Origin of the sequence: Pseudomonas abietaniphila (assembly GCF_900100795.1) — a bacterium.
Taxonomy (GTDB): domain Bacteria; phylum Pseudomonadota; class Gammaproteobacteria; order Pseudomonadales; family Pseudomonadaceae; genus Aquipseudomonas; species Aquipseudomonas abietaniphila.
Genome location: NZ_FNCO01000016.1, coordinates 56,717 through 72,448, shown reverse-complemented (window position 1 = coordinate 72,448; position 15,732 = coordinate 56,717). Strand labels below are relative to the sequence as shown.

General features: G+C 60.1%; 14 protein-coding genes. 13 read left to right on the top strand and 1 reads right to left on the bottom strand.

All coding sequences use genetic code 11. The features are described from left to right. Window positions 1-212: 212 nt before the first annotated feature. Entirely contained in the window at window positions 213-2,129 is a 1,917-nt protein-coding gene (locus BLS87_RS25605; protein WP_074756977.1) for a sigma-54-dependent Fis family transcriptional regulator, read from the bottom strand. 322 nt (window positions 2,130-2,451) lie between these two features. Between BLS87_RS25605 and exaC the strand changes: the two genes are divergently transcribed. From exaC to BLS87_RS25540, 13 genes are all read left to right on the top strand, one after another. Then, complete coding sequence (exaC, locus tag BLS87_RS25600; protein ID WP_074756976.1) at window positions 2,452-3,972, top strand: acetaldehyde dehydrogenase ExaC; 1,521 nt, start codon at window positions 2,452-2,454, stop codon at window positions 3,970-3,972. A gap of 348 nt (window positions 3,973-4,320) precedes the next feature. Next, entirely contained in the window at window positions 4,321-4,773 is a 453-nt protein-coding gene (locus BLS87_RS25595) for a GNAT family N-acetyltransferase (protein WP_074756974.1), read from the top strand. Between the two features lie 348 nt (window positions 4,774-5,121). Then, on the top strand, window positions 5,122-5,769 hold the full coding sequence (locus tag BLS87_RS25590; protein ID WP_074756972.1) for a DedA family protein: 648 nt from the start codon (window positions 5,122-5,124) through the stop codon (window positions 5,767-5,769). A 4-nt stretch (window positions 5,770-5,773) separates the two neighbouring features. Then, window positions 5,774-6,592, top strand: coding sequence for a M90 family metallopeptidase (locus tag BLS87_RS25585; protein ID WP_074756970.1), 819 nt, complete (start codon window positions 5,774-5,776; stop codon window positions 6,590-6,592). Window positions 6,593-6,699: 107 nt separating this feature from the next. Further along, complete coding sequence (ppa, locus tag BLS87_RS25580) at window positions 6,700-7,227, top strand: inorganic diphosphatase (RefSeq protein WP_062384817.1); 528 nt, start codon at window positions 6,700-6,702, stop codon at window positions 7,225-7,227. A gap of 511 nt (window positions 7,228-7,738) precedes the next feature. Continuing rightward, window positions 7,739-8,461 carry a LexA family transcriptional regulator gene (locus BLS87_RS25575; RefSeq protein WP_074756968.1) on the top strand — a complete coding sequence of 241 codons (723 nt, stop codon included), beginning with the start codon at window positions 7,739-7,741 and terminating at the stop codon, window positions 8,459-8,461. 840 nt (window positions 8,462-9,301) lie between these two features. Further along, window positions 9,302-10,327 (top strand): glycosyltransferase, encoded by a 1,026-nt coding sequence (locus tag BLS87_RS25570; protein WP_074756966.1) that lies wholly within the window; start codon window positions 9,302-9,304, stop codon window positions 10,325-10,327. Next, window positions 10,327-11,448: an NAD(P)/FAD-dependent oxidoreductase gene (locus tag BLS87_RS25565; RefSeq protein WP_074756964.1), complete on the top strand. Its 1,122-nt coding sequence runs from the start codon at window positions 10,327-10,329 to the stop codon at window positions 11,446-11,448. Before BLS87_RS25570 ends, BLS87_RS25565 begins: the two co-directional genes overlap by 1 nt. Further along, complete coding sequence (locus BLS87_RS25560) at window positions 11,435-12,934, top strand: hypothetical protein (RefSeq protein WP_074756962.1); 1,500 nt, start codon at window positions 11,435-11,437, stop codon at window positions 12,932-12,934. Before BLS87_RS25565 ends, BLS87_RS25560 begins: the two co-directional genes overlap by 14 nt. Next, window positions 12,931-13,713 (top strand): NAD-dependent epimerase/dehydratase family protein, encoded by a 783-nt coding sequence (locus BLS87_RS25555; protein WP_074756960.1) that lies wholly within the window; start codon window positions 12,931-12,933, stop codon window positions 13,711-13,713. Before BLS87_RS25560 ends, BLS87_RS25555 begins: the two co-directional genes overlap by 4 nt. Then, complete coding sequence (locus tag BLS87_RS25550) at window positions 13,710-14,546, top strand: sugar phosphate isomerase/epimerase family protein (protein WP_074756958.1); 837 nt, start codon at window positions 13,710-13,712, stop codon at window positions 14,544-14,546. The genes BLS87_RS25555 and BLS87_RS25550 overlap by 4 nt, the downstream gene beginning before the upstream one ends. Next, window positions 14,543-14,899 (top strand): DMT family transporter, encoded by a 357-nt coding sequence (locus BLS87_RS25545; protein WP_074756956.1) that lies wholly within the window; start codon window positions 14,543-14,545, stop codon window positions 14,897-14,899. The genes BLS87_RS25550 and BLS87_RS25545 overlap by 4 nt, the downstream gene beginning before the upstream one ends. Beyond that, a complete protein-coding gene (locus tag BLS87_RS25540; protein WP_074756954.1) occupies window positions 14,899-15,723 on the top strand; it encodes a glycosyltransferase family 2 protein in 825 nt (274 codons plus the stop codon). Before BLS87_RS25545 ends, BLS87_RS25540 begins: the two co-directional genes overlap by 1 nt. Window positions 15,724-15,732: the final 9 nt, after the last annotated feature.

Genomic DNA, 15,732 nt, shown 5'->3' with positions numbered 1-15,732 from the left:
GAGGGTCGATTCGCACAGTTCAATTGCTGGAATGCCCTTGATTCTGCCCGAAGGGCGCGGGAGCTTGGCTTGCCAGCGATCTGCCACGAAGCGATAGCAAAGTCAGACGACTCGGTAGTACCTGACACACCGCACGCGCTGGTTTTACTGCCGGTTCCCGGCAGATCGCGGGCAAGCGCGCTCCTACGGCCTTCGGCCAGAATCAAAAGCCGCTAACGTGCAATCCCATGCTTGCGCAGCTTTCTATAGAGGGTGTTGCGACTGACGCCCAACTCCTTCGCCGCGTGGGTCATGTGCCAGCGTTGCGCCTCCAGGGTCGCGATCAATGCAGCGCGCTCGGCATCGTCCAGTGGCGACTCGACGTGGTCGGCCTCGGGCGTTTTTTGCACAGCGCCCTGACGCATCAAGACCGGCAAGTCGGCGACACAAATTTGATCGTCCTCGCACAGCGCTGCCAGGGTCCTCAACACATTACGCATCTGCCGCACGTTACCCGGCCAGTTGAAGGCCAGCAGTGAATCCCTCGCCGCAGGCTCAATGACTACGGCATGGCCACCCGCCTCTTCTTCCAGCAGAAAATCCAGCAACTGAGACTTGTCTCTGCGTTCACGCAACGGCGGGAGGGCGATTTCCAGGCCGTTGAGTCGGTAGTAGAGGTCCTCGCGGAAGCTGCCGTCCTCAACCCGGCCCAGCAAATTTCGGTGCGTCGCGCTGATGATTCGTACATCCACCGATTGCGGTTCGCCGCCAATCGGCACCACCAGCCGATCCTCCAGCACCCGTAACAAGCGGGTCTGCAACGCCACCGGCATGTCACCGATCTCGTCGAGAAACAACGTCCCGCCATCGGCCTGCTGCAACTTGCCGCGCATCCCTTCCTTGCGCGCGCCGGTGAAACTGCCGCCGCGATAACCGAACAGCTCGCTTTCAATGAGGCTTTCCGGAATCGCCGCGCAGTTCAACGCGACAAAAGGCTTGCCTGCCCGCTGGCTGGCCTGATGCACCGCCTTGGCGAACGCTTCCTTGCCAGAGCCGGTTTCGCCATTGATCAACAACGGCACGTCACGCTCGAAGACCTTGAGCGCCCGACGAAAATCCGTTTGCAGCGACGGATCGCCCAGGCAGATACCGCTTAGCGCAGGCTGCGAAACCGATTTACTCGCAAGAGGAGCAGAGCGCGCTTTCGCTCCGGGCCGCGACTGCCCACGCAGCAGTGCGAAGAATCCGCGCCCGTCGCGCGTCCGCAAGGGCCAGCGGGTGGCTGCATCGGGTGACGCACGGCCCATGAGTTCGTCCAGTGAACAATCGAACAACGAAGCGACAGACTGCCCGACCAGCTCGGCGCGGCCGAGACTCAAGAGGTTCAGCGCACTTTGATTCAGCGCGCTGACGCGACCCTCGCCATCGAATGCCAACAAGCCTTCGCTGAACAGCCCGACCGACCCCGCCTGCAAATGGAAACGCAGCAGCCACTGATCGTCGCAGTGACGAAGGAAATAACTGCTTTCAATCATCTTCGCCGACAGATTGACCAGCGCCATGGTGTGGAACTGGCTTTGCCGGGACACATCATGCCGAGCGGAGGAAACGTCCAGCACCGCGAGCAGATCGCCATGGGGATCGAACACAGGGCTCGCCGAGCAGGTCAGCCCGGTGTGCCGGCCGCGAAAGTGCTCGTCGCGATGAATCGTCACCGACTGCCGCTCGACCAGGCAGGTGCCAATGCCGTTGGTGCCCTCGCTGGCCTCGCTCCAGTCAGCGCCCAGCCACAATCCGGCGCGCTCGAAAATCCTGCGCTCGCCCGGTTCGGTCACGCAATTGAGGATGACGCCACGCGCATCAGTCAGCAGCACGGCATTACCGCCCGATAACTGCTGATGCAGGTTGTTCATCTCGCCACCGGCAATCGTCAGCACTTGCTGCAGGCGCTCGCGGCTTTCCAGCACGCGGGCATGCTCAAGCACCGTGGGCGCCATGGCCTGGGCGGGATCGAGGTGATAGTCCTCAAGGCAACGCAGCCACGAACGGGCGATGGAAGGATCGGCGCCGGGGCCGTATTGATGATGCGCGTTGCCTTGGGCGACGGTCAGGACTTGCTGGGCATGTCGAGAGAAGGGGCTGCTGTGCATTTTTATTGTTCTTCCTAGGTTCTGCCTGGGGAGCTGTGGACCAGCATCCTCCTCGTCCCCGGTCATTGCAATGCTTCCAAAGGTGCAACTCGGCGGGCTGTCCCACATTCGATACAAAGTGTCACCCTGGCCGTATCGACGCTGGCACAACGACATCCGCCAAACATCTCATTTATCAGCAAAACCCTTATAAACCGGGGCCCTCGCGGCAGTGGCCCGCGCTTTGCTCTACGCTCTTATCAAGCACAGCCGCCTCACCGCCGCTGAAGCAAGCAGCCGTGCGTTATCCCCACACAATCACAAGAGCAAGGAGATATTCACCATGCGTTATGCCCATCCCGGTACTGAAGGCTCGCTCGTTACCTTCAAGACCCAGTACGGCAACTACATCGGTGGCGAATTCGTGCCGCCGGTCAAAGGCCAGTATTTTGAAAACACCTCGCCGATCACCGGCAAGCTGATCGCGACCTTCCCTCGCTCCACAGCCGAAGACATCGATAAAGCCCTGGATGCTGCCCACGCCGCGGCCGATGCGTGGGGCAAGACGTCTGTTCAGGAACGCTCGCTGACCCTGCTTAAAATCGCCGACCGCATCGAGCAGAACCTTGAGCTGCTCGCGATCACCGAAACCTGGGACAACGGCAAAGCCGTTCGCGAAACCCTGAACGCCGACATTCCGCTGGCGGTCGATCATTTCCGTTATTTCGCGGGCGTGCTGAGGGCTCAGGAAGGCAGCGCCGCCGAGATCGACGGCAACACCGTCGCGTATCACATTCACGAGCCACTGGGCGTGGTCGGCCAGATCATTCCGTGGAACTTCCCGATCCTGATGGCCGCCTGGAAACTCGCGCCTGCACTGGCGGCCGGCAACTGCATCGTGCTCAAACCCGCCGAGCAAACCCCGCTGGGCATCACCGTCATGATGGAGCTGATCGGCGATCTGCTACCAAAAGGCGTGCTCAACGTGGTGCAAGGTTATGGCCGTGAAGCCGGTGAAGCGCTGGCCAGCAGCAAGCGCATCGCCAAAATCGCGTTCACCGGCTCGACTCCGGTGGGCTCGCACATCATGAAACTGGCGGCCGACAGCATCATCCCGTCCACCGTAGAGCTGGGCGGCAAGTCGCCAAACATCTACTTCGAAGACGTAATGAGCGCCGAGCCTGAATTCATCGACAAATGCGCAGAAGGCGTGGTTCTGGCGTTCTTCAACCAGGGCGAAGTGTGCACCTGCCCTTCGCGCTGCCTGGTTCAGGAATCCATCTATCCGCAGTTCATGGAAGCGGTGATGAAGAAGGTCCTGAAGATCAAGCGTGGCGACCCGCTGGACACCGACACCATGGTTGGCGCTCAGGCGTCGCAGCAGCAGTTCGACAAGATCCTCTCCTATCTCGACATCGCCCAGGGCGAAGGCGCCGAGCTGCTTACCGGCGGCAAGGTCGAGAAAATGGAAGGCTCGCTGGCAACCGGTTACTACATCCAGCCGACGCTGCTCAAAGGCAACAACAAGATGCGCGTGTTCCAGGAAGAAATCTTTGGTCCGGTGGTCAGCGTCACCACCTTCAAGGATGAAGCCGAAGCCGTCGCCATCGCCAACGACACCGAGTTCGGCCTGGGTGCAGGCGTCTGGACCCGCGACATCAACCGCGCTTACCGCGTGGGTCGTGCGATCAAGGCTGGTCGCGTATGGACCAACTGCTACCACCTCTACCCGGCACACGCCGCGTTCGGTGGCTACAAGAAGTCCGGCGTCGGCCGCGAAACCCACAAAGTAGCCCTCGAGCACTACCAACAGACCAAAAACCTGCTGGTGAGCTACGACATCAACCCGTTGGGCTTCTTCTGATTCAGCGGTAAAGCTTCACATGACGGCCTCTTCGGAGGCCGTTTTTATTGCAGGCGAGCCCACATTTTGGCCACCCCACCGTACCTGTAGGAGACGTCGGAGGTTACGACGGCAGCGATAGTGGTGGGTCAATCAGAGTTGAGTTGCCTGACACACCGCCTTCGCTGCACTCGTAACCTCGGACGTCTCCCACAGAGGTCTGCGGTGTTGCGGGCTTGGCAAACAGGAATCCAACCCGCTTTTGGATTGCGCTTTCTAAACCGCTTAGGCACAGTCAAAACCGTCTGTCCCAATGCCAGGCGCGCCCTCCCCCTTCCATGAATTGCACAATGAAGCTGAGGCCCAACCATGCGGATCATCAAAGCCACCCTGGAGCACCTGGACCTGTTGACCCCCTTGTTCGTCAAATACCGTGAGTTTTACGGCGAACTGCCTTTCCCCGATTCCTCTCGTGCGTTCCTTGAAAAACGCCTGCGTCGCGATGAATCGGTGATTTACCTGGCCTTGCACGATGACGACGAGAGCAAGCTGCTCGGCTTCTGTCAGCTCTACCCAAGCTACTCCTCGCTTTCGCTCAAACGCGTCTGGATCCTCAACGACATCTACGTCGCCGAAGACGCACGCCGCATGCTTGTCGCCGACCACCTGATCAAGGAGGCCAAGAAGATGGCCCGGGAGAGCCAGGCCGTGCGCATGCGCGTCTCCACCAGCGCCAACAACGAAGTCGCCCAGAAGGTCTACGAATCGATCGGATTTCGCGAAGACACTCAATTCAAGAACTACGTGCTGCCGATTAATTGAAACAGCGCCGCAGCGCCCTTGTAGGAGCGCGCTTGCCCGCGATAGCGTCGGGTCAGTCGACATCGACGTTGCAGGCACACTGTAATCGCGAAACAACGCCGCAGCTCCCCGTGTAGGAGCGCGCTTGCCCGCGATGGCATCGGGTCAGTCGACATCGACGTTGCGGGCGTACTGTGTGCGCGGGCAAGCGCGCTCCTACAAGAGGTCTGTGTCGCATCACTACCAAATGTTTCAATCTCCCTCTCACCCTAAGCAACATCCCGTTTCTTCCCTCTATAATGCGGCCCACATCGCCTCTACTTAACGACCCGCACGACCCGGATCGGGTCTCACACTCAGGTGCCGTACATGGACTTCAACCCCCTCGACATCATTCTTCACCTCGACGTCTACCTCGACATGCTGGTGACCAACTACGGCACCTGGGTCTACGCGATTCTGTTCCTGGTGATTTTCTGCGAGACGGGGCTGGTCGTTACACCGTTCCTCCCGGGTGATTCCCTGCTGTTCATCGCAGGCGCCGTCGCGGCGGGCGGTGGTCTGGACCCCGTGCTGCTGGGCTGCCTGCTGATGGCCGCTGCCATTCTCGGCGACAGCACCAACTACGTGATTGGCCGAACAGTGGGCGACAAGCTGTTCAAGAACCCCAACTCCAAAATCTTCCGTCGCGACTACCTGACCAAGACCCACGAGTTCTACGAGCGCCACGGCGGCAAAACCGTGACGCTGGCGCGCTTCCTGCCGATCATCCGCACCTTCGCCCCGTTCGTTGCAGGTCTGGGCAAGATGAACTACCTGCGCTTCGTCAGCTTCAGCGTGCTGGGTTCGATCCTCTGGGTCGGCAGTCTGGTGACGCTCGGTTACTTCTTCGGCAACATCCCGTTCATCAAGAAAAACCTCACCCTGCTGGTGCTGGTAATCATCCTGATCTCGCTGGCGCCGATGATCATCGGCCTGGTTCGCAGCCGCATGAGCCGTTCCGCCGAGGCGCGCTGATTCCATGTGGTCGCTGGGCGGCTGGCTCAAGCGCCGCACGCTGGCGCGCAACCCCGTTGACCCTGAGCTTTGGGAACGGGTGCGCCAGCGCTTGCCGATCCTCGATGGCCTGAGCGCCGAAGAGGACCGCTACCTGCTCGACAGTTGCGTGCTGTTCCTGCAAGCCAAACACCTCACGGCGCTGGAAGGCGTCGATCTGGATGACGAGTCGCGGCTGTTTCTTGCTGCGCAGGCGCAACTGCCCTTGCTCGCGCTGGGCGATTTGAACTGGTATCAGGGGTTTCACGAGATCGTCCTCTATGGCGACGACTTCATCAGCCCGCAAAAGCACCGCGACGCCAACGGCATCGAGCACGAGTGGGACGGCGAACACAGCGGCGAAGCCTGGTCGCAAGGCCCGGTCATTCTCGCGTGGCCGGGCGTGCTGTCGAGCGGCGGCTGGGAAGCCTACAACCTCGTCATCCATGAACTGGCGCACAAGCTCGACATGCTCAACGGCGACGCCAACGGCCACCCGCCGCTGCACAACGACATGCGCATCCGCGACTGGACCGACGCGATGCAAACGGCCTACGACGACATGAACCGGCAGCTGGACGCCGACCCCGACGCCGAAACCTCCATCGATCCTTACGCTGCTGAAAACCCTGCGGAGTTTTTCGCCGTCACCAGCGAATACTTCTTCAGCGCCCCGGATTTACTGGTCGACGCCTATCCAGCGGTCTATCAGCAGCTCAAGGCGTTCTATCGGCAGGATCCTTTGGCGCGCTTGATGGCACTTCAAGTGGAAAACCCGGTCTATCAGGCTCAACACGACGCCTGAAGCCGACCGCCACGCATGGCATCGCTTCTCGAATGTGCCTATAATCCGGCCCACTTTTTGGCGTTGCACGCCAGATTCTGAATGGTCAACCAAGGGGGCAAAGCCCAATGAGCTACAGCAAGATTCCGGCCGGTAAAGACCTGCCGAATGACATCTACGTCGCAATCGAGATCCCGGCTAACCACGCGCCGATCAAGTACGAGATCGACAAAGAAAGCGACTGCCTGTTCGTTGACCGTTTCATGGCCACCCCGATGTTCTACCCGGCCAACTACGGTTTCATCCCGAACACCCTGGCGGACGACGGCGATCCCCTGGACGTGCTGGTTGTTACCCCTTACCCGGTCGCGCCAGGCTCGGTCATCCGCGCCCGTCCAGTTGGCGTGCTGAACATGACCGACGACGGCGGCGGCGACGCTAAAGTCATCGCCGTCCCACACGACAAGCTGTCCCAGCTGTACGTCGACGTGAAGGAATACACCGACCTGCCACCGCTGCTGATCCAGCAGATCGAGCACTTCTTTGCTAACTACAAAGACCTCGAAAAAGGCAAATGGGTGAAGATCGAAGGCTGGGCCGGCGCAGACGCCGCTCGCGAAGCCATCACCAAATCGGTCGCTGCCTACAAAGGCTGATTCGATTCGCTCGCTTCAGAACGCCCGCCTTGGGTGTTCTGAAGGGGCAACCCTCGGAACTCGACTCATCCCCCTGTGGGAGCGAACTCATTCGCGATCGGCTGCGAAGCAGTCGCAAACCCTTCCCCACCTCCGCCTCTAACGCCCCCTCGCCCTCAAACCCGCACCCGTTCCCCACGATTTCACACGCAAATGTTTAATTAAATCGAGACCCAAACAATCCGTTTACCCCAATAAAACATCCGCCCATTCAGGCAACAATCAAGACACTGATATTCATCAGCCACTCAACAACCAGTGCTCTAAAAAGCCAGCCTCTGCAACATCCCTTCAAAACCGCCACTCTCACGCCCCTCCAAACACTGTTGAGCACAAACAAAACAGTGAAAGAAACAACCTACAAATGCCTTCAAACCCTGTAATCCCGACACTCAATTACAACGTTGACGCTCCACTCATTTGAACACTTCGTTCATTTAAACAAACTTGAACCTTCCGTAAACTTCGGGCCATGAATACATCAGGTGATCGACTACGCGTCCTTCTGCGGGAGTGCCATCTCTCCGCCACAGACTTCGCCGCCAACCGAAAGGTGACGCCGCAACACGTGAACAACTGGTTCAAACGCGGCATCCCCATGGCACGCATCGAAGAAGTCGCCGAACTGCTCAGCGTCAACGGACGCTGGCTGCGCACGGGCGAGGGGCCCAAACACCCCGGCGAAGATCGCGGCAAGCGCGGCCTGAGCGGCCTTGCGAAACTGCGCCCGGAGCGCAGCGGCCGCGAAGAACTGGACATCCCGCTGTACACCGAACTGCCCACCCAGAACCCCGGCCAGACCACCGTCAGCGAAACGCCCAACCACCGCGTCAAACTTGCACGACGCATCCTCGAAGCCATGGACGTCGTACTGCAAAACGCCATCTGCGTCGCCATGTACGGCAACAGCATGGCCGACAAGATTCAGGACGGCTCCCTCATCGGCGTCGACAGAGGCCGCACCCACGTCATCGACGGCGAAATCTACGCCCTCGAACACGACGGCATGCTGCGCGTGAAATACCTCTACCGGCTCCCCGGCGGCGGCCTGCGCCTGCGCAGTCACAACGCCGCCGAATACCCCGACGAAATCTTCAGCGCCGAGCAGATCCAGGAACAGAACATCCACATCCTCGGCTGGATCTTCTGGTGGTCCACCCTCAACAACCGCCGCCACCCCGCGACAATGCCTTGATTCACAAGGAAAAGGACAATGGCAGCGCATCAAGGCTGGGCATCCGCCGCGAACATGAGTATCCTGCACGCCTTCGTTTCAACACCCCTCGGCTACCCGCGGACGGGTGACCGACCAGGCAAAGTCCCCGCGACCGCCTCGTCTACCTCACAAGCGCCTCTTCGTAGCGCGCACTTTTGCGGATGGGTGCGGATAGCCAAAAACTAACCAAACCTGTCACCGAGAAGCCGGCCACAAGCCGGCTTTTTAATGTCTGAAAGCCGCTCAAATTCGTCTGGACTGAGTCGTAGCCACTGCCCTTCCATGAGGACGAACCCTGGAACGCCGAAGTCGCCGTCGTCATCTAGCCCGACTTACACCTGATGCGTGAAAGCCGCCCACCGTGCTTGGTAGCGGACCCCAACGTTCCGAGTCGTCTGGTTCTACTGCCGGTGCCCGGCAGATCGCGAGCAAGCTTGCTCCCACGGCCTTCGGCAGAATCACATGCGTTTGAGCGCGCGATACGCCAAACACCGGCGCCAGTATTCCCTCCTCCCCCGCCTCACCTATGCAAACTTTAAATAACCTTCACCCAACTTAATTAGCTGTAAAACCCCTGACGCCTGTCTCCCTTTATAGAAAAAACACCCTCGCGCGTTACACCCAACCCATTGATTCAAAAGCCGCTCGTGCAAAACTTCGTTATTTAAATACCCAACAACACACCCGCTCAAACCGCAAAAGTACCCCGCACCCGCTCTTTGAATATTTCCTGTTCCCTGCGTGTTCTCCTATCAATACCTGTCTGCACACCCTAATAAAAACACTGCCAGGGAAGGCCGTTTTTCAGAGTATTGCGCCATGGCCTTTTTTCCCTGTTTTCTGTCGGTGGTGTTTGTCGTTCGTAATCAGGCCGATGGCCTTGAGGGGATGTTGTGCGAGGCGACGGATGTGATTGCGTCGATGGTGTCGGACTATGAGTTGATCATTGTCGACAACGCGTCGAGCGATGACAGCGTGGCGCAGTTGAAGCGGCTGACGGCTGAGGATGGGGTGGCGAATCTTCAGGTGTATGCGCTGACCAAGGAGGTCGATCTGGACACGGCGTCGTGGGTCGGTCTGGAGAATGCGCTGGGTGATTACGCGGTGGTGCTGGACCCGCTGGCGGACGACATTGCGTTTTTGCCGAATATGCTGGAACACGCGGCTCGCGGTGCGGATGTGGTGTTTGTCTGCAACACCGAGCACACGCCGCAGCCTTTGTTGTATTGCTTCGCCTTCAAGCTGTTTCACCGGGCGTATCGCTGGTGCAACGGGATTCACCTGGTCAAGGACGCGCCGCAGTTTCGGTTGCTGACCAAGAAGGTGATCAATTTCATTCTGCAGCATCCCAAACCCACGATGATTTATCGGCATTTGCCGGCCACGGGCGGTTTTGCGCGTACGTGCCTGACGTATTCAGCGCCACCCAAGGCGCAGCCGCGCAGGCATCTGGGGGAAAGCGTCGACCGGGGTATTCGGATGCTGGTGTCGAGCACCCGCGCGCCGATGCGGCTGGTGACAGCGCTGTCGTTGTTTGGCGCGGTGATGAACCTGCTTTATTGCGCGTACGTGGTGGGCATTGCGCTGTTCAAGACCGATGTCGCGGCGGGCTGGATCAGTCTGTCGTTGCAGGAGTCGGGCATGTTTTTCCTGATTTCGCTGGTGCTGTTGGTGCTCGGCGAATACATCCTGAACATGGGGAGTTTTTCCGGCGACGGGCCGCTGTATTACATCGGGCAAGAGTTCACGAGTTGCCGAATGACGCGGCTCGAAAAGCTCAACGTCGAGGACGCCGCGCCAGTGATCAGCATGGCGAGGGCCTGGGGCGGAGAGCGCGCATCTTGATGAGCCATCCGGTGCCTTGCCATGAGGCGATCATTATTGGCGGCGGCTTCTATGGATCGGCGATTGCCATCCATCTGGCCCGGCAACGCGGGTTCAAGCGCATCGTGCTGCTGGAGCGCGAGGGCGGCTTGCTCAGGCGCGCGTCTTACAACAATCAGGCGCGCGTGCATAACGGCTATCACTACCCGCGCAGCTTCACCACGGCCTATCGCAGCCGGGTCAACCTGCCGCGTTTCGTGGCCGACTGGCCCCAGGCGGTGAAGCGCGATTTCACCAAGCTGTACGCGATTGCGCGGCACAACTCGAAGGTCACAGCGCGGCAGTTCGAAAGGTTTTGCCGTGATATCGGTGCGCAGATCCAGCGTGCGGACTCAGCGGCGCATGCGCTGTTCGAGCCGCGTTTGATCGAAGAGGTGTTTCAGGTTCAGGAGTACGCGTTCGACGCCACGCAACTGGCGCGATGGGCCGTGCAGGAACTTGAAGAATGCGGCGTGCAGGTGCGGTTGCTCACCCGCGCGACGGAGATCTATCAGGGCGCAGAACACACGCTGCAGGTGGTGACCGAAAGCGAAGGCGGCCCGCAACGCCTCAGCTGCCGCTATCTGTTCAACTGCACCTACAGCGGCAGCAATCATTTCAACGGTGACTTTCCGGGGCTGGACACGGACCTGCGCCACGAGATCACCGAAATGGCGCTGATGCAGATGCCGCCTGCTCTCGAAGGCCTTGGCGTGACGGTCATGGACGGGCCGTTCTTTTCGATGATGCCGTTCCCCTCCCGCGACCTGCACACCTTGTCCCACGTGCGTTTCACCCCGCATGTGCAGTGGAACGACGACAAGTCGATCAACCCTTACGACAAGCTCGCCCGACATGAGCGCACCAGTCGCGTGGAGCGAATGGTGCGGGATGTCGGTCGTTACATTCCGGCAATCCTCGACTCGCGGCACAGGGACTCGCTGTACGAAGTGAAGACCGTGTTGGCGAAAAACGACCGCAACGACGGTAGGCCGATTCTGTTCGAGAAGCACGCCAGCTTGCCGGGCTGCTACTCGGTGCTCGGCGGCAAGATCGATAACATCTACGACGTGCTGGAGAAACTGGACAATGAAGTCTTTTGACCTGCCGCGTATCGCCCCGGCGCTCGTCCTGCCCCTCGCAATCGCGGTGCTGGCGAGCCTGTTCCTGACCCTCGCCACGCGCTCGATCTGGATCGACGAAGCCATGCTGCTCAAGGACATCATCGCCTTGCGCAGCCCTGCCGAATTTCTCAAACCCCTGCCGTATTACGATCAGGCCGAGCCGGTGCTCGCGTCGCTGTTTTTCAAAGGGATCATGTGGCTGTTTCACTACAACATCGAGCCGTTGCGGCTGTCGGTTCTGGCGCTGTCGTGCGTACTCATCGCGCCGATGTTTGCCGTGTTTCGGTGTTACCGCTGGGGCGCGGTGGTGTTTCTGTTGGCGCTGATCGGCCACTCGTTTTCGATGGGGCTGTTTCTGACCGAGCTCAAGCATTACTTCCTGGAAGTGTCGGTGAGTTTTCTGGCGATCTTCGCGCTGTGGCAGGCCGAGGAGCATGACAACCTCTATTGGCCAATCGTGATGGCCGCGCTGCTGAGCGTGCTCGGCTTCTCGACGCTGATCGTATCGGGTGCGCTGCTGGTCTATGCGTTTCTGCGGCTCGCGTTTCGGCCGTGGGATGAACGTGGCAAGGCGACAATGGCCGCGCTCTTCGCCTCGGCAATGATCGTCGTCGCGTCTTACGCCTACATGAAGTACCTGACGGTCTACCAGTTGAGCAACTACGACGATTACTACTCGACTTCGCCCTTGGGCTCGCTGGGCGTGTTGAAGGAGGCAATTCTCGGTGCGTACGGCAAGGCGTTGCTGGTGGTGTCCGCCGTGGCCAACGTGGCGGTGCTGTTCACCCATAGGCGCGGCTTCGTGTTCACGCTGAACCTGTTTTTCATCGGCATTCTGATGGTGGTGATTGTCGGCAGAATCGTCGGGTTCTATCCGGCGACCTACCCGCGTCATGTGGTCTGGCTGGTGCCATTCAGCATGACCCTCGCCTGCTGCGCGGTGCTGGAATTCACCGCCAGCCCGTCTCGCCCGCTCAAGGCGTTGGGTCTGGTGTTGCTGGCGCTGATGACGCTGCAGGCCGGCAAGGCCTGTTACAACAACCTCAAGGGCGTGAACTACGAATACGTCGACAACAACGCGCTGTACGAGCACGTCGCACAACTGCCGCCCACCGAGTTTCTGGTGTACCCCGACGCCCAACCCTCGCTGGAGTACTACACGTTGCTGGACCCGCGTCTGAGCAAGCATCAGTACGTGCGCGTGTACGACGAAATCACCAAACCCCGCGACCCGAACATGGGCAGGGTCGAATACCAGGACTCGCTCGCCGAACTGCTGCGGCAGCGGCCGTCCAGGGATTTTTCCGTGCTGGTGTCTCACGTCAATCTGGACAAGGACATCAGCGGTCGAGGCAAGGCGCTGGAAGCCGAAATCAGTCGACTGAACTGCACCTACACCTCGTATTTCTACGTCTACAACGCCCAACTGATCCGGGTGCATTGCCCGCTGGATGCGCAATTATGAGCAACGGTCTGATCGGCTTCACCGGTTTTGTCGGCTCGACCCTGATGCGTCAAGCGCGATTCGACGCGCTCTTTCGCTCCACCAACATTCACGAGATCGAAGGGCGCTCGTTCGACACGCTGGTCTGTGCGGGCGCCTCGGCGCAGAAGTGGATCGCCAATCGTGAGCCCGAGGCCGATCGCAAACGCATCGAGAACCTGATCGATCATCTGCGAACCGTGCGCTGCAAGACCTTTGTCTTGATCAGCACCGTGGACGTGTTCCATACCCCCATCGGCGTGGATGAGGACTCGGTCGTGGATGAGGTCGGTCTGCATGCATACGGCATGAATCGGCGCCTGCTGGAGTGCTTCGTCGAGGACTTTTTCCCACGTTATCTGATCGTGCGTCTGCCGGGCCTGGTTGGCCCGGGACTGCGCAAGAACGTGATTTTTGACTTCCTAAACGAGAACAATCTGACGGCCATCGACAGCCGCGGCCTCTTCCAGTTTTACCCGATGGTCAACCTCGCGAGCGACATCCAGATCGCGCTGAATGCGGGCTTGAGCCTGGCCCACCTGTGCGCCGAGCCGATCACGGTCGCCGAAGTTGCAGAGCAGGGGTTCGGCGTTCCGTTCGACAACGTACGCGGGGTCATGGCCGCGCGGTATTCCATGCAGACCTGTCATGCCGCGCTGTTCGGTGGCCGGGGCCGTTACCAGTACAGCGCCCGGGAAACGTTGCAGGCGGTGCGCGCATACGCGCAATCTGAACCGCGCTCGATGGGAGCGAAAGCATGAGGCTGGCCATCTCCAACATTGCCTGGGACATCGTCGAGGACGAGGTCATCGCCGCATTGCTCAAGCGCTACGGCGTCGATGCCATCGATGTCGCGCCGGGCAAATACTTCCCTGACCCAGTGGCGACAACCAAGAGCCAGATCGCGGAGGTGCGTGACGTGTGGGCGGACCGTGGAATCGGCATCACCGGCATGCAAGCGTTGCTGTTTGGCACCCAGGGGTTAAACGTGTTCGGTTGCGCCGCCAGTCAGGCGTCGATGCTGCAACATTTGAATGAAGTCTGTCGGATCGGTGCCGGACTGGGCGCCACCCGATTGGTGTTTGGCTCGCCGAAGAACCGGGACCGCAGCGGCCTGAGCGATCGGGAAGCCCAGGACATCGCGGTGACGTTCTTTCGCGCGCTCGGCGACATCGCTCAGGATTACGCGCTGGCATTCTGTCTGGAGCCGAACCCCGAATGTTACGGCGCCAACTTCATGACCAACAGCCCGTCGACCGCGCAGGTCGTGCGCGAGGTCGATCACCCGAACATCCTCATGCAACTGGACACGGGTTCCCTGACGATCAATGGCGAAGATCCTTTCGCCGTGCTGAAAGATGACGCTGACCTGATCGGCCATGTGCACGCCAGCGAGCGGGATCTTCTGACACTCGGCGACGGCGATACCGCACACGTCGACATGGCAGAGGCCATCAGCCGCTACCTGCCGGATCACGTGGTCAGCATCGAAATGCTGCCTAACCGGGTCGAACCGCATCTGGACACCATCGAGCGTGCATTGAATGTGGCCATCCAGCATTACCGTGCAGAAGCCTGGGGGATGCTGCGATGAAATGGGCCATTCTGATTTTGGGGATTCTTTCCAACGCGTCCGCCAGCGTGCTGGTGAAGATGGCGATGATGCCGCCGCGTCGGCTTCCTTCACTCACCGCGCCGCTGGAGGCCCTGGGCAACTGGCCGTTCTGGGTCGGCCTTGGCCTGTACGGCACAGCGTTTCTGCTCTACGCCGCCGCCCTCGCCCGCTTGCCGCTGAACATCGCTCACCCGGTGCTGACCGCCGGTGCCGTGGCTGCGGTGGCCTGTTCTTCAATCCTGATTTTTCGTGAAACCTTCTACTGGACGACAGCGGCCGGCATCTTGCTGGTGATCGCGGGCGTCGCCCTGATCACTGCGCGGGTGGCCTGATGACTGACACAACCTTCTCTCCCGGACGACCGACACTGACCAAACTGTCCCGGCAGGTCCCTTACTTCGAGACGCCCTTGTGGCTGGGCCGCACGCACTCCTATTGCGTGGTCATTCCGGTGATCAACGAAGGCGAGCGCATTGTCAGCCTGCTTGCGCGCATGGCTGCGCTGTCGATCTATCAGTTGGCGGACATCATCATCGTCGACGGCGGCAGCTCCGACGGTTCACTCGCCCACGACATGCTCATGGTGACAGGCGTGCGTGGCCTGCTGGTGAAGACGTCGCCGGGCAAACTCAGCGCGCAGCTGCGATGCGCCTATGCCTTCGCCCTCGATCAGGGCTACGAGGGCATCGTCACCATCGACGGCAACGACAAGGACGATCCGAAGGCGATTCCGCACTTCATCGAGGCGCTGCAACAGGGCGTGGATTTTGTTCAGGCCTCGCGTTTTCTCGCGGGTGGCGTGGCGGAAAACACGCCGAAATCCCGCGACATCGCGATCCGGTTCATACACGCCCCGATGCTCAGTCTGGCCTCGGGTTTCGACTGGACCGACACCACACAGGGCTTTCGCGCCTACAGCCGCAAGATGCTGCTCGACCCGCGCATCGCTCTGTTTCGCGATGTGTTCATGACCTATGAACTGCTGGCGTATCTCTCGTACAGGGCGCCAAGGCTGCGTTATCGCTGCCTAGAACTGCCGACGGTCAGGCGGTATCCACAGGGCGACGTGCCGACCAAGATCAGCGGCGTAAAAGGTAATCTGGCGGTGTTGGCGGTGTTGGTGCGGGCGTGCTGCGGCGGGTATGACCCGAAGTGATGGCGAGGC